This window comes from Arthrobacter glacialis (assembly GCF_002909415.1).
GTDB lineage: Bacteria > Actinomycetota > Actinomycetes > Actinomycetales > Micrococcaceae > Specibacter > Specibacter glacialis.
Window position 1 is genome coordinate 25,220 of record NZ_PPXB01000021.1, and the last position, 21,597, is coordinate 46,816.

The following is a 21,597-nucleotide window of genomic DNA, read 5'->3' on the forward strand; positions in this document are numbered from 1 at the left end:
GGCCCCCATCAGCTGCTAGAGAAGAAACTAACACTATTGTGAGGTGTTTTGAGACCGGTACCAGTAATTAGGTTATGGATAACATAGAGTTTGGCGCATTGGACAAGCAGGTGCCGAGTCAACTGGCCAAAGAGGCAGTCTCCGGCCCAACCTTTTAGCTAGTGGGCGGGTGCCTAAGAGCCCGGTTGGACCAAACCCGTGTCGTACGCCAGCACCACGGCCTGGACTCTGTCCCGCAATTCCAACTTCGCCAGAATCTTGCTGACATGCGTCTTGACCGTTTGCTGGGCAATGAACAGTTCTGCCGCAATTTCCTGGTTGGAGAAGCCCCGACCCAGCAGCGTCATGACCTCAAGTTCCCTGTCGGTCAGCCCATCCAGGCGCTCCTTCGACAACACGGGTTTGGCCCCGGCAACGGCAAATTGTTCAATCAATCGTTTGGTCACCGACGGGGCCAGCAGTGCTTCCCCCGAGGCCACAATCCGCACGGCCGCCACCAAATCCTCAGCGAGCGCATCCTTGAGCAGGAAACCGCTGGCCCCCAGGCGCAGGGCGTCGTAGACGTAATCGTCAACATCAAAGGTTGTCAGCATCAGCACATGAATGGTGCTCTGCGCATCCTCTGGTACGCCCGAGAGTATCTGCCGGGCCGCCTCCAGGCCGTCCATGACTGGCATGCGGACATCCATGAGCACAACGTCCGGACGGTGGTCCCGGGCCATCTCCACGGCGCGGGCACCATTCTCAGCCTGGCCCACCACCTCAATGTCATCCTGGGCGCCAAGAAGAGCGGCAAAGCCTTCCCGGACCATGGCCTGGTCATCCACAACCAGCACTCTAATGCTCACAGCTGGCCACCTCCTTTGGCGGAATTTCCCGCGTTGCCGGAGCTCAGTGGCAGCTTGGCTGTGACGCTGAAACCGCCGTCGGACGTTGGAACGCAGACCACAGAGCCGCCCACAATGGCTGCCCGCTCACGCATTCCAATGAGCCCCTGACCCACGTGGGCACCCTTGTCCAGCTGCGCCATCACGGCCCCCACGGCTGAGCTGGAATTGACCACCGAAACACTCAGGGTGCCGTTGCGCACAGCAAACCCCACCCGGACGGTGGCCCCCGGAGCATGCCGGATGACATTACTCAACGCTTCCTGAACAATCCTGTAGGTGGTCAGAGCAATGACCTCGCCAATGTCTTGATGTTCGACGTCGGAAAGCTCAGGTTCGGCGATGCGCACCCCCGCGGAGCGTGCCGAGGCAAAAAGCTGTGGCAGATCAGCCAGGGTGGGTTGTGGCCCCAACTCGCGGCCGGCGTCGGCGTTCCGCAGTGAGCCGAGCATGCTGCGCATCTCCGTCATGGCGCGGCGTGAGTTGGCGGCAATGTCATCAAATTCCTGCTTCAGCTCATCACTCAAGCCTGCGTGGCGGTACCTGGCGGTGGTCGCCTGCACCACCACCACTGACATGCCATGGGCCACCACGTCGTGAAGTTCACGGGCAATGCGGGTTCGTTCCTCCGCCAGGCGGCGCAGCGACTGCTCCTCCGCGCTGACGCTGCGTTCGGCCGCCAACTCGGCGCGCAGGTGCTGCCATTGCTGGGCCACCACCGCTGCCACCATGAGCCCGCCGGATACGGCAGCAAAAATGACCACATTGTTTTGCGCACCGTCTGACTGGACCCCTCCCAGGGTCAGGTAATTGGAGACAACACCCACCATGACGCTGGCCAGCCAGCCGCCCGCCGCCACCATCCAGTGGGCGCGCAATCCCGCCACGCAGATGACAAAAACCTGGGTCACCATCGCCACCACACTGAAGGGCATGGGCGCTGCGCCCACTGGGATGGAAACCAGTGGCAGGATCGTCATGGGAATGATGGAGATCAGGACGCCGGCTACCGGCCGGGCGGCGGTGAGGCCCAGCGATGCCACGTGCAGGATCGTCAAGCCCAACCCAAAGGGCAGCGACATCCCGTACAGGTTCATGTTCAGTGGGGCACCCACGGCGAGCAGGGCAATGCAGACGGCAGCCGTGGCCAACCAAACCCAGCTGATCCCCTTCAGACGCCACAGATTTACCGTGCTAAATGGCGTGGCTTCAAAGACTTGGGCAGTGTTGGAGTTCATCGTTTCCAATGGAGCGGGCGCCCCGCCGCGGTCAGTCACGGAATTCCTAGACGTTTTCATGTCCGGCGACTATGGCCTCTGCTGTGAGTTCTGCTGTAGGACCGTCTGCATCCAAGCCCCTGAGCCCGCCGGCCGGTGAACCATGCCAGGAGCGGATCTCCCATCCTCCCGGGGTGGCACTGGGTGTGGGCTCACCCTCCATGATGACAATTCCCGTGTTGGATAGGTCATGATACTGGGGATCCGACCAGTCAAGATTAATACCCCGGTATCCTGCCCAGAATCGGATCATGGCGCCGTGGCTGACAACGGCAACGGTGCCGTTGCCGGTGGCCGCTTCCGCCACGACTGCGTCAAAGCGTTCCAACACTTGGTGGCCGGTTTCTGCGCCGGGCATGCGGACGTCAAGGTCGCCTGTCAACCATGATTTCAGGGTGCGGAGATACGCCTCAACGGAAGTCCTGTCACCCTTCATTTCCAGGGTCCCGGCACTAATCTCGCGCAGCCCGCTCCTGACCGTTGGGGTGAGTGTGCGGGCGGCAGCCAAGGGTGCGGCCGTCAGTGCTGTGCGGGTTAGATTAGAAATGTACAAGGCATCAATCGCTTCACCCGCCACGGCATCAACCAGCGCCTCCGCCTGCAGTTCGCCCAATGCCGTCAAGCCCGGCCCAGGCACTGCCGTGTCCAAAAGGCCGAGGACATTGTTGGGGGTTTGGCCGTGCCTTATCAAGATCAGTCGCATGCTTCCATTCTGTCTTACTCGCCAGACTTCTGCTCGGCAGTGGGCACAACGGCTGATCTGGTGTCACGGGCAGTCACAGCGCCGCCATGTCCGCGAGTGCGCGGGCCGCCGTGGGTTATGCTGACAACGCGTCTCAGGGATGGAGGACCGGAGTGGCAGCAGTGCGTGAACAATTATTCGCTTCGACATTTTGGGGCATCCGCCGGCCCAAGGTTGCCTTGACCGCCGGACACTTTGTGATCCGGCTCAATGATCCCGCCTTGGCCTTTGGCGTTGACTCCGCCAGCGACTTGTTGGAGTGCTACCGCCGCCTCATTGCGGCCATGGAACACCTTCAGGGCCCTATTCTTGGCCACATTTATATTTCCCTGAACTGGCAGCCTGTTGGGGATGCCATCGGTGAGCCGGTGGCAGAGACGTCAACGCCCACCGTGCACGTGTTTCTGCACGGTGACGGGTTGCTGGCAGCCTCCAGCGTTTTGCAACAGCCCGCTCACGACAGGGTTGTTTATGGTGGCCCGGCCGATGCGGATTCTGCGTTGCGGCAGGCCCTGCGCAGCCAGCCCAGCCCCGAGGCCCCGGCGCCTGCGCTTCCCACGCTTCCCGGCGCAAATTTCCGTATTGCCGAGCTTGGCGACGTCCAGTGGACAGCCACCCCGGAGCCCCCAACATCCACGCTGAGGAACCTGGGAGTCGAGGGGATCCTGGACCTTGCCGCCACGTTGGAGTCCCTTCATACCCGCTCCGTTCCCCCCTTTTCGGGTGCCACCTTGTGGGCCTGTGAACAGTGGGATGCCGGCGACAAGGCCGCCATGGGTGAAGGCGGAGCAGCAACCATCAATATCTTTGGCCGCCGCCACGGCGGGTCCCAGAATCCAGTGGCGGACTTTGTTCGCTCCGGAGCTCTGGAAATACCCGCAGCTGGGCCTAGCGCCCACCGGCCTCCCCAGGATCGCTCCGCTCGCCACGGGCCCCTCGGCCGCTAGGCTAGAGGGGTGAGCCACGAACCAGCACCCAATGACCCCACCCCAACGGACGGCACCCTCGATGACGAGCAGACTCAGCGCCTCGTAGCCTTGGCCATGGATCTTGCCCGCGCTGGCGAGACGGCCCAGCTCGCGGAATTCCTGGACCACGGATTCGTCCTTGACCAGACCGATGTTGCGGGCAACACTCTCTTGATGCTTGCCGCCTACAGCGGACAAGCCGAAACGGTAGCCATGTTGCTGGCCAGGGGCGCCAATCCAGATCTGCTCAACGGCCGCGAGCAGTCCCCCGTGGCCGGCGCGCTCTTCAAGGGCGAGGACGAGGTGGTTGCCCTGCTGATTGCCGCCGGGGCCGATCTCGACGCTGGAACCCCCACTGCGCGGGCCGCTGCCGCCATGTTTGGCCGAGAACATCTGCTCAGCTAACCCCCAAACGAGCGACGGCGTGCCAAACAGGTGGCGGCGTGTGAAATTTCATGCGCCCCCGCCCGTTTGGCACGCCCTCACCCGTTAACGTGCGACGGCGGCACTTTCTTTTCGCTGTGAAGCGATAGGCAAGTGCCGCCGTCGTATGTTTCCAAGGACTAAGCCTTGGACGCCTGGTGAGCTTCAATGGCCTTGCGGACGCCTGCACCGTAGGCCGGGTCAGCCTGGGTGCAGTTGAAGATGTGACGCTCAATGGTGGCCTGCGAGGCACCGTCGATGGCGCGGGCGGTGTTCTCGAAGAGCACCTGGCGCTGCTCTTCGGTCATCTTTTCGCGGAACAGGATGCCGGGCTGCTCAAAGTAGTTGGCATCATCTTCACGGAAGTTGAAGCGGTCGGCAAGGGCGCCAATGGCCTGTGCCGGATCGGCGTAGGCCGGCTGCTCCGGCCAACGGCCGTAGGAGTTCGGCTCGATGCCGGGGGTGCGGCCCTGGTTGCCATCAACACGGCCCTGGCCATCACGGTGGTAGGTGTTGACGTTGTTACGCGGTGCGTTGACCGGGATCTGGTGGTGGTTCACGCCGAGGCGGTAACGGGCGGCATCGCCGTAGGAGAACAGGCGCGCCTGCAGCATGCGGTCCGGGGAGAAGCTGATGCCCGGCACCACGTTGGCTGGTGAGAAAGCTGCCTGCTCGACGTCGGCGAAGTAGTTCTCGGCGTTGCGGTTCAATTCCCACTCGCCAACCTCGATCAGCGGGTAGTCCTTCTTGGACCAGACCTTGGTGAGGTCGAAGGGGTGGTACTTGTACGTGTCAGCATCCGCCTCGGGCATGATCTGAACCATGAGCTTCCACTTCGGGAAGTCGCCGTTCTCGATCGCATCGAAGAGATCGCGCTGGCTGGACTCACGGTCAGCGGCCACCAGGGCGCCGGCCTCTTGGTCAGTCAGGTTCTTGATGCCCTGCTGGGTGATGTGGTGGAACTTGACCCAGAAACGCTCGCCGTCGGCATTGATCAGGCTGAAGGTGTGTGACCCGAAGCCGTGCATGTGGCGGTAGCCGTCAGGGATGCCGCGGTCGGACATGACGATCGTGACCTGGTGCAGGGACTCGGGAAGGTTGGTCCAGAAGTCCCAGTTGTTCTCGGCGCTGCGCAGGTTGGTGCGGGGATCGCGCTTGACGGCGCGGTTCAGGTCGGGGAACTTCAAGCCATCACGGAAGAAGAACACGGGGGTGTTGTTGCCCACCAGATCCCAGTTGCCCTCTTCGGTGTAGAACTTCAAGGAGAATCCGCGAATGTCACGCTCGGCGTCGGCAGCGCCGCGTTCGCCAGCGACTGTGGAGAAGCGAGCAAACATTTCTGTCTGCTTGCCAACCTCGGAGAAAATGTTCGCCTTGGTGTACTTGGAGATGTCATTGGTGACAGTAAAGGTACCGAAGGCGCCGGAGCCCTTGGCGTGCATGCGGCGCTCGGGGATGACCTCGCGGCTAAAGTGGGCCAGCTTCTCCAGGAACCAAACGTCCTGCAGGAGCATTGGGCCGCGAGGACCAGCAGTGAGGCTGTCCTGGTTGTTGGCAACAGGGGAGCCTGCGGCGGTTGTCAGCGGGGAGGTGTTTTCGATAGTCATGTTTACTTATCGCTCCTAGTGGTAGTCAGATTTTGTTGATTCACAAGTCTTTTGGTTGCGCAGTCCGGGCAGCTGCCCCAGTAAATAACCTCGGCCTCATCGATGACGAATCCGTGGCTGTTGGAGGCGTGCAAACACGGCGCTTCACCTACGGCACAGTCCACGTCCGCAATGTTTCCGCAGGAGCGGCACACCACATGATGGTGGTTGTCCCCTACCCGCGTTTCAAAGCGGGCGGGAGAACCCGAAGGCTCAATGCGACGCACCAGGTCAGCCTCAACCAGTGCCGCCAACACGTCATACACGGCCTGCTTGGACACACTGCCCAGAACAACCCGAACGGCACCAATAATGGTGTCGGCATCGGCGTGTGGATGAGAATTGACTGCAGCTAGAACGGCAACGCGAGGGCGGGTAACGCGCAGGGATGCTGCCCGCAACATCTCCTCCAGCGCCCGTTCTTCAACCATGACCCCATCATGGCAGCTATTCTGGACTGAGTCCAGTAAGTCTGGGTTAACGTTGGATTAATTCCCCCACAGCCTTTGTCTAAGCCGCACTTATGCACCGTTGCCGCATTCGCTCTGGCGCCGGATTCGCTGTGTCCATAGGCTCAGTCCATGAACACTTTCATAGGCATTCCAGCATCAGCCGTGGAGTTTTATGCAGCACTGGAAAGCAATAACAACAAGCTGTGGTGGCTGGAGCACAAAGACACGTACGACGCCGAGGTGCGGCTTCCGCTGCAAGCGCTGGCGGACACGCTGGAGGCCAGATTTGGTGCGGCCAAGCTGTTCCGGCCCTATCGAGACGTGCGGTTCGGCCCAGATAAAACACCCTATAAGACCGCCCAGGGAATGTTTCTATCCAACCATGAGGGCGTGGGCTTTTACCTGCAGCTCAGCGCCGACGGTCTACTCATAGGGGGCGGCTACCATTCCTTCGCTCCCGCCCAGCTTTCGAGATACCGAGCAGCAGTGGATGCAACAGTCAGCGGAAAAGTGTTGATGTCCATCCTCGCAGGGCTTTCGGAGTCCGGTTTCAGTATTGAGGGCCAAACTCTCAAGACTGTCCCCCGGGGCTTCCCCAAGGATCATGGGCGGGCCGAGCTGCTCAAACACAAAACTCTTAGTGCCTCCATGGCACTAGGGATCCCCGATTGGCTTGAAAGTGAGGAAATGGCAAGGGAGATTACTGACCATTGGGAGCAGCTGCGCCCCCTGGTGGACTGGGTGGTCCGTTACGCAGCACCCTGACACCGGTGGTTGAGCCTGTCGAAACACGTTGGCAGGAGGGCTACTGTGCACCTCCGGGAATGCGCTTGAGGTAATAGTGCATGGGGGCGTGTCGAATCCACGCGGGAGTGATCCTCACCAAAACGGACGCAGTCTTGAACAGCGCGCGCAAGGTCCAATCCTTTCGTGTGGGCCACGTGAAGCCGTACATTTCGCGAACGGCGGGAGGGAGCAAGCCAACCGTTAGAAACCTGACCAGCGGCATCAACACCTTGACCCACAGCGGTGCATGCTTGGCGGCGAGCAATGTCTGGGCCACTGCACGAACAGTGCTGTCAACGCTGAGGAGGGCCAGTTGCCGCTCCCAATACACCTCAAAGTCAGCACATGATGGTGGCCAGAGTTCGGCGGGCATGCCCAGCGCAGTCCCCAGCACTCCATAGCCGGCGTAAACCGACTCGGCGTCTGTGGCGGAGAGCGACGGGAACACAGCCTCATAGGTCTGCGCCGCTGATTTGTAGAGCGTGGCTGCCACCCACAATTGCTGCTCCGGATTGGATGCGTTGTAGGCCGGGACTGCGTCCGAGCCCGCATATTTCACTGGCTGATGTGCCCGTCGTACCCGAGACTGAACAGTGCGCCGCTGTGCGGGCGTGCCGTTGCTCAGGGCGTAGATGTAACTCAAGGTCCCGTGCAGGCGCCGAAGCGGATCATGTGAAAAATTGGAATGCCGGGCAACACCGTAGCCCACTGGCGGATTTGCCAGTTGCAACAGGATGGCACTGCCGGCCCCGGCAAGCAGTACCGATTCCGGGGCCACATCAGCCAAAGTCAACGATGCCTTCACGGTAAAACCTCCCTGTCCCTCATACATTCCAGCGTGGCATACCCTGGGGCGTTAAAGCAGCAGGGAGGGAGATTCAGCTTGCGCCAGCCTGCACGGCCAAGCGAAAATCCGCATCCCCCTCCCCATCAAGCGGAGGTCAACCTAGCCGAGGTTTGCCGGCACAGTCTGTGTAATGCCTGCCGCTTCCTCGCGGCGCAAACGGGAGTTCCAATGCCCGTAGCTGAAGTAAAAGACCAAGCCAATGGCTACCCAGACGGCGAAGAATACCCAGGTCAGCGTTGCCAGATTCAGCATCAAGTAAATGCACAGCACGGCTGAAAGGACTGGAATCACCGGTCCAAAGGGAACCCGGAATGCGGGTTTCAGGTCCGGGCGTTTGTGGCGAAGCACCAAAATGCCAATGCTCACCATAACGAAGGCACTGAGTGTGCCAATGTTTATCATTTCGCTCAACAGTTCAACCGGTGTGAACCCGGCCAGGATGGCAACAAAAACACCACTGAGTATCTGTGTGCGTGCCGGAGTCGCGTGGCGGTCAGAGGTCTTGCTCAGCCCGCGAGGCAGCAGGCCGTCGCGGCTCATGGCCATCATGACCCGGGCCAAGCCCATAAGCAGCACCATAATCACAGTGGTCAGGCCAATGAGGGAGCCCAACGAGATGATAACTACCGCCCATTCGGCACCTACCAGCGAGAACGCCGTAGACAGCGAAGGATCATCAACCTGGGCAAGGTCCTTGTAGGACACCATTCCAGTAACTGCCAAGGTGACAAGAATGTACAAAACAGTCACCACCGCCAGGCCGGCAAAGATGCCGCGGGGCAGGGTCTTGGAAGGGTTCTTGACTTCTTCTGCGCTGGTGGCCACCACATCAAAACCAATGAAGGCAAAGAACACTAGGGCTGCGCCGGAAACTATTCCAACAAAGCCATAGATGGCTGGATCGGCTCCCGTGAGCAGTGACAGGAACGGCTGAACCTGCCAGGAGCTGTCGGTGACAACTGCAGGCTGGGACGGCGGTACGAACGGCTGATAGTTCTCCGCCTTGACGTAGAAGAAACCCACCACAATCACAAACAGGACGATCCCAATTTTGATCAGGGTGAAGACGTTGTTGATGCGTGCAGCCAATTTGGTGCCCATAACAAGAATGAACGTGAAAACAGTCACTACAACCAGCGGCCCCCAAAACACGGTTACCGGACCCAACGCGAAGTTTGAGGGAATATCCAGGTTCACTGCCTCAAAGAAGTTGCTGAGGTAGATACCCCAGTACTTGGCAATCACTGAGGCCGCCATGAGCAGCTCAAGGATCAGGTTCCAGCCAATAATCCACGCCAGAAGCTCACCCACCGTGGCGTAGGTAAACACGTAGGCACTGCCGGTTACTGGAATTGCCGTAGCAAATTCCGCGTAGCACATGATGGCCAAGGCGCAGGTGATTGCCGCCAAAACAAAGGAAATGGTGACCGCTGGCCCGGCATGATGAGCCGCAGCTTTTGCGCCCACGGAGAAGATGCCTGCGCCTACGGCAACGGCAATTCCCATGATCATCAAGTCCCACGTGGTGAGGGTTCGTTTGAGGCCGTGGCCTGGTTCGTCGGCATCTGCGAGGGAATGCTCGATCGATTTAGTTCTGAACAAGTTCATGTAAGCCGCTTAATCTTCAGGTATTTTCAACTTATCCACAGTAGCGAGCACTATCAGATTAATCATTTTCACTGAATTTTGTCTCACATTCCGAGACTTTTTGCATGACATATTGTGTCATGTCACCGAGTCAGTTGGGAGAGGACAGGAGAAGGGTTGCGGTGAAATCGGCGGTGCCAAGCGCAGAACCAGAAATTTCCATCGGGTAGCCGCTCATGATGTTCATGGTGGGCAGCGTCAGATCGAAGCTTGCCGTGCCCTGCTGCCAATTGGCTGCCGTGCATACGGCCAGGCCCATCATCACGCTGGAGGCATCCACGCACTCCCAGTCTTCTGGCCCGGTGATACCTAGTGCCAGCTCCAACCAATACCTGGGCATCGTGAAGGACACGGTTGCGTTGCGGAGTTCTGCTTGGCTGGCATTGGACAAGCTCACCCGGACCATGGACGTGGGGAAACCCCAGCGCGAAATGGTTGCCGACGCCCCGATGCCACCACCCTCCGGCGTTGGCGTTGGTGAGGGGACGGCCGTGGTTGGCGCCGGCGTGGCACTGGGCTCCGGCGACGGGCTCGGCGTGGGAGCTGTCGGCATCGCACTCGGCGATGGTGAGGGCCCCGCAGTCGGGACCAACGTTGGCAGCCACGTGGATGACGGCAGCTGTGGCTGTGGCTGTGCACCATGATCCTCGGCGCGGCTGCCTTCCGGCTGCGGCAGCCCTGCAGCTTCACTCTCCGTGACCGACGGTGTGGGTTCAAGCGGCCGGACGCTTGGTGCGGCCGAGCGTTGAGGGATGCCTCCGAGCCTTGCCATCTCGTTGGACGAGGCACTAGGGACCGGAATGCCGCCAGACTCCGGCGTGGACTGCACCACGGCGGCACTGACCACAGCGGCGACGAGGAGCAGACCGCCGGCAGCTGCGGTGACAGCCAGGCCTACCGTGCCGAAGGCGCCTGTCGCAGCGCTGGCACCTTTGCTTCCAAAGGCAGCTGCCTTGCCCAGACCGAAAGCAACGCCGGAGCCGCTGATGGCATCTTTCCCAGCAACACTGAAACCCACCAGGGCAGGGAAGATGACTGAACGCATGCCCCCGCCGACGTCGTTTAGGTGCAGCAAAGTTTCGGCACAGCGCAAACAGTCCTGCAGGTGGACGTCAACCTTGGCTGAACGCCTCCGCGTCAACCCTCCACGAGCATAGGCGCCCAAGTTTTCGGCGTAGTAGCTACAGCCTGCAGTGGCCGTCGAGACATGGTTTTGCAGGTAGGCCTGCTTCAGCCCCTCGCGGGCGCGCAGTGCAAGAGCCGCCACAGCATTGGCAGAGATGCCCATTATGGGCGCCATGTCCGCCGGGGTCATGCCGTCCACCTCCGAATACCAAAGCACTGCCTGCCATCGCTCGGGTAAATCCTTGAACGATTTGCCGACAACTTCCTTCTCGAAGGCCGTTACGGCCGGATCCTTGTGCGGCGATGCCCCCATGACGCTTTCAAGATCGTCCATGGGGACATTCTTTTCATCAGCGGCCCGTTTGGCCATGGCCAAACGACGCAGCGTTGTCAGCAGGTAGGCACGGAAGAAGACCGTGGGACCATGTCCGGATTGCACTGCCTGCAATACCTTGGCGAAGGCTTCCGAAACCAGATCAGAAACGTCGCTGGGATTGCGGGCGTATCCACGCGCCGTCGCCAAGGCGGAGCCAACGTGGCGTTCGTAGAGGCCGGCAAAGGCTTCGGTATTGCCGGACCGCACTTGAAGTATTGCCGCCTCATCACCGGCTGGCGTGATGCTGGTTCCGTCGCCTGGTTCATCGACGTTTTTCCGACTCAACGTGTCCCCCTCTTCGCTGAATGAGGCCTGCTCGCAGGAACGAATAGTCTACGTTCATGCGCTTCCTTTGCACTGTGAGTGCAAAAGAGGAAAATCATGACGCGAAAATTGATAACTTTCTGAACAATCTTTTTCTGCCCTTAATCGCCAGTGTCACGGGCAGGCCAACTGTGTTCCAGTGGGCCTGCCCGCGACGGGCGAAATTACTTCTGTGATGCGTTTCCATCAGTTATTCCTAGTGCGTGCGACGAACCCGTCGAAGCAGCAACAAGGTGACTCCGCCTGCCATCAGCAATCCGCCAAGAAGCAAAGGCATGGTTGCAGTGGCTCCGGTCTGCGCCAAGTCCTCGTTCACCACAGCTGCTGCCGTGGTAGACGCCGGAGCGCTGGCCGCTTCAGTTGTTGCGGCCGGTGAGGTCGACTCGGTGGCGGTTTCAGTTGCGGTTGCGCTCTGAGTCGGCGTAGCGCTTGGAGCAGCCGACGCGGTCGGTGTGGGTGTGGGCTTAGCCGTCTCGGTGGGCTTGGGCGTGACAATGTCGGTGGTGGTGCAAGGCTTCTCCACAGCACACTCAGCCGGTGGCACAGTTCCCGTTCCGGAGACTGAATTGGTCAGTGTTGCGCCGTAGGCATCGTCATTGACAAGTGTTTGGTAGCTCAGGATTGCTGTCTCTCCCTTAGCCAGGCTGAAGGGCCCGGCGGTGAGGACGTTGGCCAGCGGGTCAGTCACGTCACTCGGGGCGCCAGCGGCCACTGTGAGCTTTGCCGAACCGGCAACAAAGGAGGCAGCGACCAAGACTCCGGCGAGGTCATCACGGAATGTGATGCCGTCAACTGTGCGCTCACCGGTGTTGCGGGCTTCAACCGTGTAATTGATGGTGTCACCCGGGCCGACCGTTCCCGTGGCATCGGAAGTCTTGGCCATGGTCCACGCCATCACGGGAACCTTGTTGGTCACTGTGCAGGATGTGACGGTCCCGGCCACGGCGGTAACCTCAAAACCCACGTTTCCGGCGTCGCCAGTATTGGTCACTGCCAGTGGCGCACCGTCACGGGTGCACACGGCGTTGTAGCCGCCGTTTTGCACAACCGTGTAGCCCGGCTGTTGCCGTTCCTTAATAGTCACAGTGACAGGTTCTTTGGCCTGGAAGTCCAAGGCCATGCCCGCCTGCCCATTGGCGCCGGTGGTCACCACCGAGGCTGCGGCGTTGGAAGGTGTTGCATCAAATGTCCAGCCCTCACCAGGTGTGGTGACCGAAGAGTCGAAGGCCTCAACAGCCTTGTTGATGTTCAAAGTACCCGTGCAACCGGCCGTAGCAATGTCCTTCAGGATTTTCGCCAACTCGTCGTAGTTGGTGGTGAAGAAGTCGGAGCCTGCCTCGGGACCTGAAATTTTGGCCAGACGTGCGGCGTCCGCACCCTTAACACCCACGCCAATCATCCGGGTGCCGGCATCCTTGAGCCGGTTGGCCTCCGGGATGGCAGCATTTAGCGACGAAGTCACGTTGGTGTCATCTGATTGGCCAGTTCCGCCGTTGCCGCTGGTTTGGCTGTCACCGTTCTTCAGCGGTGTGGAGCCAAAGAACGTGGGGAGTCCATCAGTAAAGAAGATCACTCCGTCGTAGGCGTTCACGGGGACACCCGCCAGCGCTTGCTGCCAGTTGGTTCCGCCGAGCATTTCATTGGAACTGCCAGGACGAATGATTCCATTAATCGAGCCGGTCACCGCTGCGGTACCCTGGCTGCTTGCCACCGAAGTCGGGGCCAGTTCCTGCTTGGCGAAAGTTCCAAAGCTGTAGACGCCCATGGTGGTCCCGGTGCCTTGGAGCGCGGCAACTGCTTGGGTGCTAGCTGTTTTGACCGTCTTGACGTCGCTGTCACTCATGGAGTTGGACATGTCAAAGACCATGGCCAAATTCAGGCCACATTCTTGCGGGAGTTGGGGATTTAGGGACACGCTGGGTTCCGCCGCTGCGACAAGGCCTGCATCAGCCGGCGCAGTGCTGGCCAACGCGGGCAAAGCGCTTGCCACCATGGTTCCGGCCACTGCAATGGCAGCCACTGCACCGGCGACTTTGTGCCCCCGCCAAAGGTTTTTTCTCATCATGTGTAGCAATCAACTTTCACCTTGATGCCAACCGGGAATTCGGCTGATCACTAAGTGAGAGGTGATTCGCCACGGTTTATGACGAGAAAATCCACCAAAGGTGAACTAGTTCACCTTTGGTGGATTTTCAGGCACTTCGGAATTGTTGGGGCTTCTGCCTACCTGGAGAGGTCCACCATCTGCTGGCGGTCAACAACTTTTACGCGCTCACGAGTCACGTCAATTCCTGGCTCCGGCACATAGTTGGCACCCAATTCCTTCTCATGGGCGTCAAGCTTGTTCCAGCCCTCCCAGGTGGTGTAGTCCACGCCGCGGGATTCCAGCAACTGCACGATCGCATCCTCGCCGGGCCGCGGCGCTTCGGGCAAAGTCAGCCGGTCCTCCAAGAGGCAGCCAATCGTTTCCAGCGCGTCACCCTTGGTGCTGCCAATCAGGCCAACCGGACCGCGCTTGATCCACCCGGTCGCATACAGGCCCGGCACCTGGGTACCGCTGGAGTCCACCACGCGTCCGCCGTCGTTGGGGACAACGCCCCTGCGAGCATCAAAATCCACCTCGGGCAGCTCTGAGCCGAGGTAGCCCACAGCCCGGTAGACGGCCTGCACCTGGTAGTCCACCAATTCGCCGGTGCCGCGGACGTTGCCCGTTCCGTCAAGCTCGTTGCGCTCAAAACGAATCCCTGAAACGTGCCCATCAGTGCCCATGATCTCCACGGGCGTGTGCAGGAAATGCAAGTGCAGACGGCGCGACGCCGGAACCCGGGTTTCGTCGTGATCTTCCGCCAGCCAGTTGGTCAAAGTGTTGACCATGATCTTGACCTGGTTGTTGCTCTTAATGGCGACGTCGGATGCCTCATCAAAGTCAAAGTCCTCTTCGTAGAGCACAATGTCCACGTCGCGGGAGTGGCTGAGCTCGCGCAGTTCAAGCGGGGTGAACTTCACCTGCGCGGGTCCGCGGCGGCCGAAAATGTGAACATCCGTCACCGGCGATTCCTTCAGCCCCGCGTAGACGTTGTCAGGAATTTCGGTGACCAGCATGTCTTCGGCGTGTTTGGACAGCACCCGGGCCACATCCAGTGCCACGTTTCCGTTGCCAATGACGGCAATTTCCTTGGCCCTCAGCGGCCACTCGCGCGGTACATCGGGGTGGCCGTCGTACCAGGACACAAAATCGGCGCCCCCATAGGAGCCTTCAAGGTCGATGCCAGGAATATCCAGGACTGCGTCCTTAGTGGCGCCTGTGGCGAAGATGACCGCGTCATAGCACGAACGCAGATCGCTCAAGTGCAGATCCCTGCCGTACGTGACGTTTCCAAAGAAACGGATATCGCCCCTGTCCAGGACCTTGTGCAGGGCGTTCACGATGCCCTTGATCCGAGGGTGGTCCGGGGCCACGCCATAGCGGATCAGGCCGTAGGGTGCCGGCTGCGATTCAAAGATGTCGATGCTGACGTGAACATCGCCGCCAGCGACTTCCTGAGACTTGGTCAAGATATCTGCCGCATAAACGCCCGCCGGGCCTGAGCCAATGATGGCGACGCGGAATGGGCGGGTGGCGCTCGAATTAGCCAAGAAACAAGTCCTTCCGAACTGTGAATCGCAACATTCACGGATATGAAAGCTGCGCACGGAAGCGCGAATTAAGCGCCGCTTTCACAGTCTAATTGCCAAGCTGCAGGACCGGTAAGGGCCGCCGAATGAAAGTGACTAAACCCTCACCGGCTGAGCAGGCCGGCCTTTTCGGTAACAACTCTAGCTGTGGCGTGCCCTGCGCCCCCTGATTGCGCCGGTGACCACCAGACCAGCGGCAAGGATCAGGGACCCCGCAGCTGCTGTAGCCAGGACAGTGGAACCGGTCACGGGTAGCTGGCCCGTGACAGCGCCTGTTCCTGCAGTTATTGCAGCGGAGACCGGAGCGGTCCCGGCCGGGGCTGAGGCGGCCGGGGCTGAGGCGGCCGGGGCGCTTTCTACCGGCGCTGTGGTGCTCTGTGTAGTGGGTGGCTGAGTTGTTTCGGCGGCAATTGTGGGGGCGGATGAGGTTGCTGCCGGCGTTGTCACAGTTAGTGATGGTGTGACGGGAGTCGTCGCCGGGGTGGTCCCCGCCGCGGTGGTGGCCGGAACGGTGGTGGTGGGAACGGTGGTGGCGGGCACGGTGGTGGCCGGAGCCGTGGTTACGGCAGGCGTAGTGGGGAGAACTTCGGCAGCCACTGTGAGGGGCATTGTTTTGCTCGCCGTCAGTGGCGTGGCTGAGGAATCTGTCACGGTAATCATCGGAGTAAATGAACCGCTCTCCGAGGGCGTTCCACTGATGGCGCCCGTGAGGGCGTCGATGACCAGCCCATTCGGAAACCCAGTGCTGGAGTACTTGGACGGCGGCGTTCCATTGATGATCGCTACTTTGGCTGCGTAACTTTCGCCCTGGGATGCGTCCACCAAGTCGCCAGCAAGCAGCGTCAATGGCTGGCCCTCGATGCTCACGGTGCCATTGCTGGTCAAGGAAACTGACGCGTCCACTGCCGTCGTTGCGTCAGCAAATAGCACCAGAGACCAGGTGTGGGCATCCGTTGCATCCTGCGAGGCTGGGGCACTCCAGTGGATTGAAGCGCTGTCACCGGCGCCTGCACCCACGGTGCGCTTGAGGCAGTGCGCCACTGTATTGGCGGGTGTGAATGAACCGTCGTACAGTGCCGCCACCACTTCCCCATTCTCAGCCGTCAATGCAGCACTAAAGCTTCCGGAGCCGGATGTGGTGGTGCGGAATGTGACCACGCTGTAGCTGCGGGGAAGCCCGCTGGGATAGCAGCCTGAATTCGCCAAGGGTTGGTTGACCTGGGGGCTCGCCACGATGCGCACAGCAACATCAGCAGACACGGTGGCTTGGGCATTCCCGGCCACCATCACACTCCCAGCTACCGTCAAAAATGCCACGGCACAAGCGGCCAGCACAGACTTAGCTCCACGCCACTGCCTCATTGATTACTCCCTTGAAAGAATCTTGTGGCCGCGAGTTGGGGTTGCACCCGCACGCCTGTCTCGTCACATTTCATGCAGTTGTGCCTGGCTATGATCACTAATGTGTATCCTGAGTCACATTAGATCAGTTGCACCGTGACTGATTGATTGTCACAGGAGATCCCACATGGCACGTCAAACCTCCAGCACTTCCTCTTCACTGGGGCGCCGCCGCCTTCTGGCTGGTGCCGGTGTTGCCGGGTTGGGTGCCTTGGCCGGGGTGGCCCTCTCTCCCGCTGCGCAGGCTGCCACTGGGGAGACGGCACTGCCCGTGTTGAGCCCGGGCGATGAGTGGGCGGCTGTCCTGGCCACGACGCCGCAGGTCCAACTCGTTGCAGGGGCCGCCTACACTTTGACCGCTACGGTCAACTTGCCCAACAACACCCTGATTGAGGGCAACGGCGCCATCATTACGGTGGCAGCGGAGAACATGGCTGCCTTCACGGCAACATCCAAGGTGGGCATCACCATCCGCGGACTGACGCTTCAGGGCCGCACCCAGGATCCGCTGAACCAGCCGGCAAACTTCGCCCACACAGCCATCAAGCTGACCCGCTGCACAAGCTTCCGCATCACTGATTGCGACTTCAACTTCTGGCTTGGTGCCGGCGTAGTTGTCACCGGTTCCACCGCTGACGACTACTTCGCCTACCGCGGTCACATCCAGGGCAACAATTTTGTCCGGTGCTACTTTGGCGTTTCCTTCACTGATCGCGCCGAATACTGCTCGCTGAGCGAGAACATCTTCACGGCAAACCGCTTGGCCATTTGGAACAGCTCCGGCAACCTGACTGTCTCCTCAAACGTTGTGGTCAACTGCTACGGCGCTTACTACGCATATGCAAAAACCAGCCCCTACGGAGCTCAAACCTCGGACAACTGGAACCACGGCGCAGTCTCGGGCAACACCTTTAACCACAGCAACGGCAGCGGCGGCCCACGTTGGACCAGCAACGCAGCATTCCCCATCGGTGGAACCGGCACTGATCCAGGAGCAGGTGTTGTGGTTGATGGCCTGCTGCCCCCCACCTTCACCGGCAACACCTTGTGGTACACAAATATCAAGGCAAACTACCACGGCGCAAACCAGTGGTTGCTGACCGGCTGCGCGCTCTCCAATCTCTCCATCACAGCCACCGGAACGAATCCCATCAAGATTTTGGGCTTCCAATCCAATGGGGCCAACAATGCTCCCGTGCTGAGCGGCAACGTTCAGCACGTGTTCTAGACACCTCACAGCGGCCCTTGCCGTCCACTCGATTCGAAGTGGACATGGATTTTGTGGGGCATCGGTGTTGTTATGGGGATTGTGAGTGTTAAAGAACCCCAAATCAACAATTCTGTGAAGAATCGACTGAAGTCCGGCAAGCCTGTCCGCTCGGAAGCGGCAACAGGCGTCTTTTATGGCGTGGGAGCCTATGGGCTGTGGGGTTTGCTGCCCATCTATTTCTTGCTGCTCATGCCTGCCAACAGCATCGAGATCGTGGCAAACCGCGTGGTTTGGTCACTGTTCTTTTGCGCCATTGTCATCACCGTCAGCCGTGGCTGGGGAAAAGTACGTGTGGCCCTCAAAAACCGCCGCATCATGGGAACCTTGACGGTTGCAGGCTTCCTGATAGTCATCAATTGGCTGACCTATGTGTTCGCCGTGACCACGGGCAGCGCCATTGAGGCATCCCTGGGCTACTTCATCAACCCGCTGGTATCAGTCCTGATTGGCGTTTTGGTTCTCAAGGAGAAGCTTCGACCTCTGCAATGGGCGGCTGTGGGGGTGGGCTTCATAGCCGTTGTGGTGCTTACCTTCAGCTACGGCAAACTCCCCTGGATTGCCCTGGTTCTTGCCTTCAGCTTTGGCAGCTACGGATTTGTGAAGAACCGCATGGGTGGCAAGGTTGATGCCATCACCAGCCTGAGCATCGAAACGGCAGTACTTGCTCCCTTCGCCGTAGCCACCATGGTGGTACTGACAGTTCTGGGGCAAGCCACCTTGACAGGGTTCGGCACGGGCCATTTCTGGCTGCTCGCCGCCTCCGGCATCATCACCGCTGTGCCGTTGCTGCTGTTTGGCGCATCAGCGAGCAGGTTGTCCATGACGGGCATTGGCCTGCTGCAGTTCATGACGCCGGTCATCCAGTTCATTGTTGCCCTGACGCTCTTTGGCGAACACATGAGCTTTGAGCGGTGGATAGGTTTTTCCATTGTCTGGGTTGCCCTGATCATCCTGGTGGTGGATATGCTTGCCGCCTACCGCCGCACGTCCCGGATGCGGAAGTTCGCCGCACTTTAGCATTGGCATACGCCAAGTAAGGACCACACATGGCCGTTCAAGAGTTTGACCTTCTTGTCTTAGGTGGAGGCAAAGCCGGCAAATCGCTGGCCATGGATTGGGCAGCGGCTGGGCAGCGCGTCGCCATGGTGGAGCGTGGCATGATTGGCGGCACGTGCATCAATGTGGCATGCATCCCCACAAAGACCCTTGTCAATAGTGCTCGGCTTCTGCAAGTCACACGGCGTGCTGCCGAGTTCGGCATAGCGGGCGCCGACTCCCCCACCGTCGACATTGAGCTGCTGCGGGCCCGCAAAGAGGACGTAGTGGGCACCATGGTGGCGGGGCAGCGGAAGTCATTCCTGACATCAGGCATGGTTCTAGTTCTCGGTCAGGCTCGCTTCATTGCACCGCGGACTGTGGAAGTCATGGACAGCGACGGCACCCTCCGTACATTGCGAGGCACCAACGTGGTGGTCAATACCGGCATGGTGCCGTTGGTGCCAGACATCCCGGGGCTGCGCGCGGCTCAGCCGCTGACCAGCACCACCATCTTGGAGCTGGCTGAACTGCCTGCCAGCATCATCATTGTCGGTGGTGGCTACATAGGGTGCGAGTTTGCCTCGATGCTCGCCATCATGGGCGTGCAGGTGACGTTGCTGCAGCGCGGGCGCTCCTTGTTGCCACGTGAGGACCCGGATGTTGCTGCCGCCGTATCAACGGCTCTTGAAGCCAGTGGCATTGCCGTAAGGCTGGCGGTCGAGACCGTTGCCGTGTCCCGCGTAGGTGGAGTAGTCAGTGCGGAACTCAGCGACGGCAGCAACGTGACCGCTGCGGAAATACTGGTTGCGGTTGGCCGCACCCCCGTCACATCGGAGTTGGGATTGGACGCAGCTGGCGTCCAAGTGACGGATCACGAATTTGTGCAAGTTGATGAGTACTTGCGGACCACCGCAGAGGGCGTGTGGGCAGCCGGCGATGTGGCCGGGTCGCCGCAATTCACTCATGCATCTTGGAATGACTACAGGATCTTGAAAACGAATCTGTCCGGAGGCAGCTGGAGCACGCGCGGACGATTGGTTCCTTACTGCGTTTTCACCACTCCTGAGCTGGGCCGTGTTGGCCTGTCCGAAAATGAAGCCCGGGCTGCAGGTCGCAACATCCGCATCGCGACCATGCCGGTTTCCGCCATCCCCCGTGCCCGCACCGTGGGCGCGCTCGACGGCGTGTGGAAGGCAGTTGTGGAGCGTGGCACCGACCAGATCTTGGGCGTTTCCCTCTTGGGGCACGATTCCAGCGAAGTGATAGCAGTGGTGCAAATGGCCATGCTCGGCAAGCTTCCCTACCAGCAACTGCGCGACGCCGTCATAGCCCACCCCACCATGGCCGAAGGCCTGCAACTGCTCTTCAGCGACGCCTTCCTGGAACAGTAACCCGGCCCCAACCGGCCAGCCCGGCGCAGCGGGATGGGGCTGGCGGCGTGGTGGGCGTCGCCGCGGACGCACCGACGAAGTCGTGTGTGGCGCGGTGCGGGCACCAGCCCCATCCCCCGGAGCCGGGCCCCGCCCGTTGCAGTTAGATGCCCTGCGCCTGGAAGTCCCGGGGAACCACCACCATGGGCACCGGCAGCGAGCGCAGAATCTTATTAGCTGTGGAGCCGATGAAGATCTTTCGGTTCTCGGCCAGCCGGCTGGAACCAACAATGACCAGTTCCCCGGACTTCCAGCCGATGCCGTCCACGGCCTCTTCAATGTTGCGACCATGGGCAAGGGTGACGCTCACCTTGTTGTGCGGCAATCTGGCAGCAGCCTTGGCCAGTACGGTGTTTACATGCTGGCGGGCTGGGCTGAGGGCGTTGTTCAAGTCAAAGTCTGACTGCTCCAATTGGTCGATCTCCACCACCGAAACTAACCGCAGCGGCACGTTTCGCCGCCCGGCCGCGGTGATGCCGACGTCGAGCACCGCCTGCCAGCCTTCACGCATTCCTGTCATAACCGTCAGGCGGGTGAGCGGGTCCCTGCGGTTGTACCCGCGCGGGGCCAACGCCACTGGGACGGGGGACGCGTGCAGCAGCCCGTTCGCCACCGAACCCAGTGTGAACCGCTTGAACACGCCGTTGCTGGCGGCACCCACCACGATGAGCGCGGCGTCATCTTCTGTGGCCGCGTCGATGAGGCCGTGGACAAACGACTCGGAGGCACGGGACGAGAAGGTGGCAGCGACGTCAGCGGGCACCATGGCCAGCGCACGTTTTCCAATGTCCGGGTCAGCCGCTTTACCCCCATTCGTCACGTTGACCAGGTGAAGTTCCGCCCCTTGAGTGCGCGCAATGACCCCTGCGAGAGCAACGGCATCAGCGCCGCGCTCATCGGGGCGGTATCCGACAACATATTTCATGAATTCGACCCTTCGGCAGGCCCCGTGAACGCAGCTGGATATCGCGCACGCCGGGGCGTTCGTAGCACTGACTGTACAGCTGCCGGGCCATCACCGAAAGCTCTTTTTTTGCTAAGGGCACCCAGGAGAGGGACTTGCCCTTTGAGCGCAGGGCGCGAAGCCAAGGCACTTTGGGTATGGCCCTGCATCTGTGGGGACAGCGCTGCTTTGCCACTCAGATGAACGGGAAGGAAACTTACGCTGCGTCGGTGGCGGCCAAAGATCGAAGCAGCGGGTAGCATTGACGAAGAAGCCCCACCGGGTCGTCCCCCAATAGACCCGGTGGGGCTTCCTCCATGCCCGGACCCTGAGGTGGCGC

The 21,597-nt window shown here is 60.4% G+C and carries 18 protein-coding genes; 6 read left to right on the forward strand and 12 right to left on the reverse strand.

The features are described 5' to 3' along the window. Nucleotides 1–173: 173 nt before the first annotated feature. From CVS28_RS18795 to CVS28_RS18805, 3 genes are read right to left on the reverse strand one after another with little or no spacing between them, the layout of a single operon-like run. Complete coding sequence (locus CVS28_RS18795) at nucleotides 174–848, reverse strand: response regulator (protein ID WP_103482456.1); 675 nt, start codon at nucleotides 846–848, stop codon at nucleotides 174–176. After that, entirely contained in the window at nucleotides 845–2,125 is a 1,281-nt protein-coding gene (locus tag CVS28_RS18800) for a sensor histidine kinase (RefSeq protein WP_165788209.1), read from the reverse strand. The genes CVS28_RS18795 and CVS28_RS18800 overlap by 4 nt, the downstream gene beginning before the upstream one ends. Before the next feature lie 46 nt (nucleotides 2,126–2,171). After that, on the reverse strand, nucleotides 2,172–2,867 hold the full coding sequence (locus CVS28_RS18805; RefSeq protein ID WP_103482458.1) for a histidine phosphatase family protein: 696 nt from the start codon (nucleotides 2,865–2,867) through the stop codon (nucleotides 2,172–2,174). A 152-nt stretch (nucleotides 2,868–3,019) separates the two neighbouring features. On the opposite strand from CVS28_RS18805, the gene CVS28_RS18810 reads away from it, so the two are divergent. Both CVS28_RS18810 and CVS28_RS18815 read left to right on the forward strand, forming a co-directional pair. Beyond that, a complete protein-coding gene (locus CVS28_RS18810) occupies nucleotides 3,020–3,853 on the forward strand; it encodes a hypothetical protein (protein WP_103482459.1) in 834 nt (277 codons plus the stop codon). Between the two features lie 9 nt (nucleotides 3,854–3,862). Next, on the forward strand, nucleotides 3,863–4,279 hold the full coding sequence (locus CVS28_RS18815; protein ID WP_423716427.1) for an ankyrin repeat domain-containing protein: 417 nt from the start codon (nucleotides 3,863–3,865) through the stop codon (nucleotides 4,277–4,279). A gap of 158 nt (nucleotides 4,280–4,437) precedes the next feature. On the opposite strand, the gene CVS28_RS18820 is transcribed toward CVS28_RS18815, so the two are convergent. Both CVS28_RS18820 and CVS28_RS18825 read right to left on the reverse strand, forming a co-directional pair. After that, nucleotides 4,438–5,904 (reverse strand): catalase, encoded by a 1,467-nt coding sequence (locus CVS28_RS18820; RefSeq protein ID WP_103482460.1) that lies wholly within the window; start codon nucleotides 5,902–5,904, stop codon nucleotides 4,438–4,440. 2 nt (nucleotides 5,905–5,906) lie between these two features. After that, nucleotides 5,907–6,374: a Fur family transcriptional regulator gene (locus tag CVS28_RS18825; protein WP_103482461.1), complete on the reverse strand. Its 468-nt coding sequence runs from the start codon at nucleotides 6,372–6,374 to the stop codon at nucleotides 5,907–5,909. 150 nt (nucleotides 6,375–6,524) lie between these two features. On the opposite strand from CVS28_RS18825, the gene CVS28_RS18830 reads away from it, so the two are divergent. Further along, nucleotides 6,525–7,160 carry a DUF2461 domain-containing protein gene (locus tag CVS28_RS18830; protein ID WP_103482462.1) on the forward strand — a complete coding sequence of 212 codons (636 nt, stop codon included), beginning with the start codon at nucleotides 6,525–6,527 and terminating at the stop codon, nucleotides 7,158–7,160. 40 nt (nucleotides 7,161–7,200) lie between these two features. Here the strand turns inward: CVS28_RS18830 and CVS28_RS18835 are convergent, their stop codons facing one another. From CVS28_RS18835 to CVS28_RS18860, 6 genes are all read right to left on the reverse strand, one after another. Next, the gene (locus CVS28_RS18835; protein ID WP_165788210.1) at nucleotides 7,201–7,986 is read right to left on the reverse strand and encodes an oxygenase MpaB family protein; all 786 of its coding nucleotides are present in this window, start codon (nucleotides 7,984–7,986) and stop codon (nucleotides 7,201–7,203) included. Between the two features lie 141 nt (nucleotides 7,987–8,127). After that, nucleotides 8,128–9,636, reverse strand: a complete 1,509-nt coding sequence (locus tag CVS28_RS18840) for an amino acid permease (RefSeq protein ID WP_103464966.1) — start codon at nucleotides 9,634–9,636, stop codon at nucleotides 8,128–8,130. Between the two features lie 130 nt (nucleotides 9,637–9,766). Beyond that, nucleotides 9,767–11,461: a sigma-70 family RNA polymerase sigma factor gene (locus CVS28_RS18845; protein ID WP_165788211.1), complete on the reverse strand. Its 1,695-nt coding sequence runs from the start codon at nucleotides 11,459–11,461 to the stop codon at nucleotides 9,767–9,769. Between the two features lie 235 nt (nucleotides 11,462–11,696). Next, nucleotides 11,697–13,520 (reverse strand): DUF7927 domain-containing protein, encoded by a 1,824-nt coding sequence (locus CVS28_RS18850; protein WP_165788212.1) that lies wholly within the window; start codon nucleotides 13,518–13,520, stop codon nucleotides 11,697–11,699. Nucleotides 13,521–13,723: 203 nt separating this feature from the next. Continuing rightward, nucleotides 13,724–15,136, reverse strand: a complete 1,413-nt coding sequence (locus CVS28_RS18855) for an FAD-dependent oxidoreductase (protein WP_103482466.1) — start codon at nucleotides 15,134–15,136, stop codon at nucleotides 13,724–13,726. A gap of 180 nt (nucleotides 15,137–15,316) precedes the next feature. Then, nucleotides 15,317–16,537: a putative Ig domain-containing protein gene (locus tag CVS28_RS18860; protein ID WP_103482467.1), complete on the reverse strand. Its 1,221-nt coding sequence runs from the start codon at nucleotides 16,535–16,537 to the stop codon at nucleotides 15,317–15,319. 166 nt (nucleotides 16,538–16,703) lie between these two features. Here CVS28_RS18860 and CVS28_RS18865 point away from each other — a divergent pair, with 166 nt between their 5' ends. From CVS28_RS18865 to CVS28_RS18875, 3 genes are all read left to right on the forward strand, one after another. Next, nucleotides 16,704–17,804, forward strand: coding sequence for a right-handed parallel beta-helix repeat-containing protein (locus CVS28_RS18865; protein WP_103482468.1), 1,101 nt, complete (start codon nucleotides 16,704–16,706; stop codon nucleotides 17,802–17,804). A 114-nt stretch (nucleotides 17,805–17,918) separates the two neighbouring features. Then, nucleotides 17,919–18,863 carry an EamA family transporter RarD gene (gene rarD / locus CVS28_RS18870; RefSeq protein WP_243399976.1) on the forward strand — a complete coding sequence of 315 codons (945 nt, stop codon included), beginning with the start codon at nucleotides 17,919–17,921 and terminating at the stop codon, nucleotides 18,861–18,863. Nucleotides 18,864–18,892: 29 nt separating this feature from the next. Further along, a complete protein-coding gene (locus CVS28_RS18875) occupies nucleotides 18,893–20,275 on the forward strand; it encodes an FAD-dependent oxidoreductase (RefSeq protein WP_103482470.1) in 1,383 nt (460 codons plus the stop codon). Between the two features lie 142 nt (nucleotides 20,276–20,417). Here CVS28_RS18875 and CVS28_RS18880 read toward each other — a convergent pair whose 3' ends face one another. Continuing rightward, nucleotides 20,418–21,239: a universal stress protein gene (locus CVS28_RS18880; protein WP_103482471.1), complete on the reverse strand. Its 822-nt coding sequence runs from the start codon at nucleotides 21,237–21,239 to the stop codon at nucleotides 20,418–20,420. Nucleotides 21,240–21,597: the final 358 nt, after the last annotated feature.

What these genes read in the sequence shown, in the direction of transcription:
- CVS28_RS18840 (WP_103464966.1), bottom strand. Translation starts at nt 9,636, where the DNA reads ATGAACTTGTTCAGAACTAAATCGATCGAGCATTCCCTCGCAGATGCC.
- CVS28_RS18825 (WP_103482461.1), bottom strand. Translation starts at nt 6,374, where the DNA reads ATGGTTGAAGAACGGGCGCTGGAGGAGATGTTGCGGGCAGCATCCCTG.
- CVS28_RS18800 (WP_165788209.1), bottom strand. Translation starts at nt 2,125, where the DNA reads ATGAACTCCAACACTGCCCAAGTCTTTGAAGCCACGCCATTTAGCACG.
- CVS28_RS18875 (WP_103482470.1), top strand. Translation starts at nt 18,893, where the DNA reads ATGGCCGTTCAAGAGTTTGACCTTCTTGTCTTAGGTGGAGGCAAAGCC.
- CVS28_RS18830 (WP_103482462.1), top strand. Translation starts at nt 6,525, where the DNA reads ATGAACACTTTCATAGGCATTCCAGCATCAGCCGTGGAGTTTTATGCA.
- CVS28_RS18860 (WP_103482467.1), bottom strand. Translation starts at nt 16,537, where the DNA reads ATGAGGCAGTGGCGTGGAGCTAAGTCTGTGCTGGCCGCTTGTGCCGTG.
- CVS28_RS18820 (WP_103482460.1), bottom strand. Translation starts at nt 5,904, where the DNA reads ATGACTATCGAAAACACCTCCCCGCTGACAACCGCCGCAGGCTCCCCT.
- CVS28_RS18865 (WP_103482468.1), top strand. Translation starts at nt 16,704, where the DNA reads ATGGCACGTCAAACCTCCAGCACTTCCTCTTCACTGGGGCGCCGCCGC.
- CVS28_RS18805 (WP_103482458.1), bottom strand. Translation starts at nt 2,867, where the DNA reads ATGCGACTGATCTTGATAAGGCACGGCCAAACCCCCAACAATGTCCTC.
- CVS28_RS18880 (WP_103482471.1), bottom strand. Translation starts at nt 21,239, where the DNA reads ATGAAATATGTTGTCGGATACCGCCCCGATGAGCGCGGCGCTGATGCC.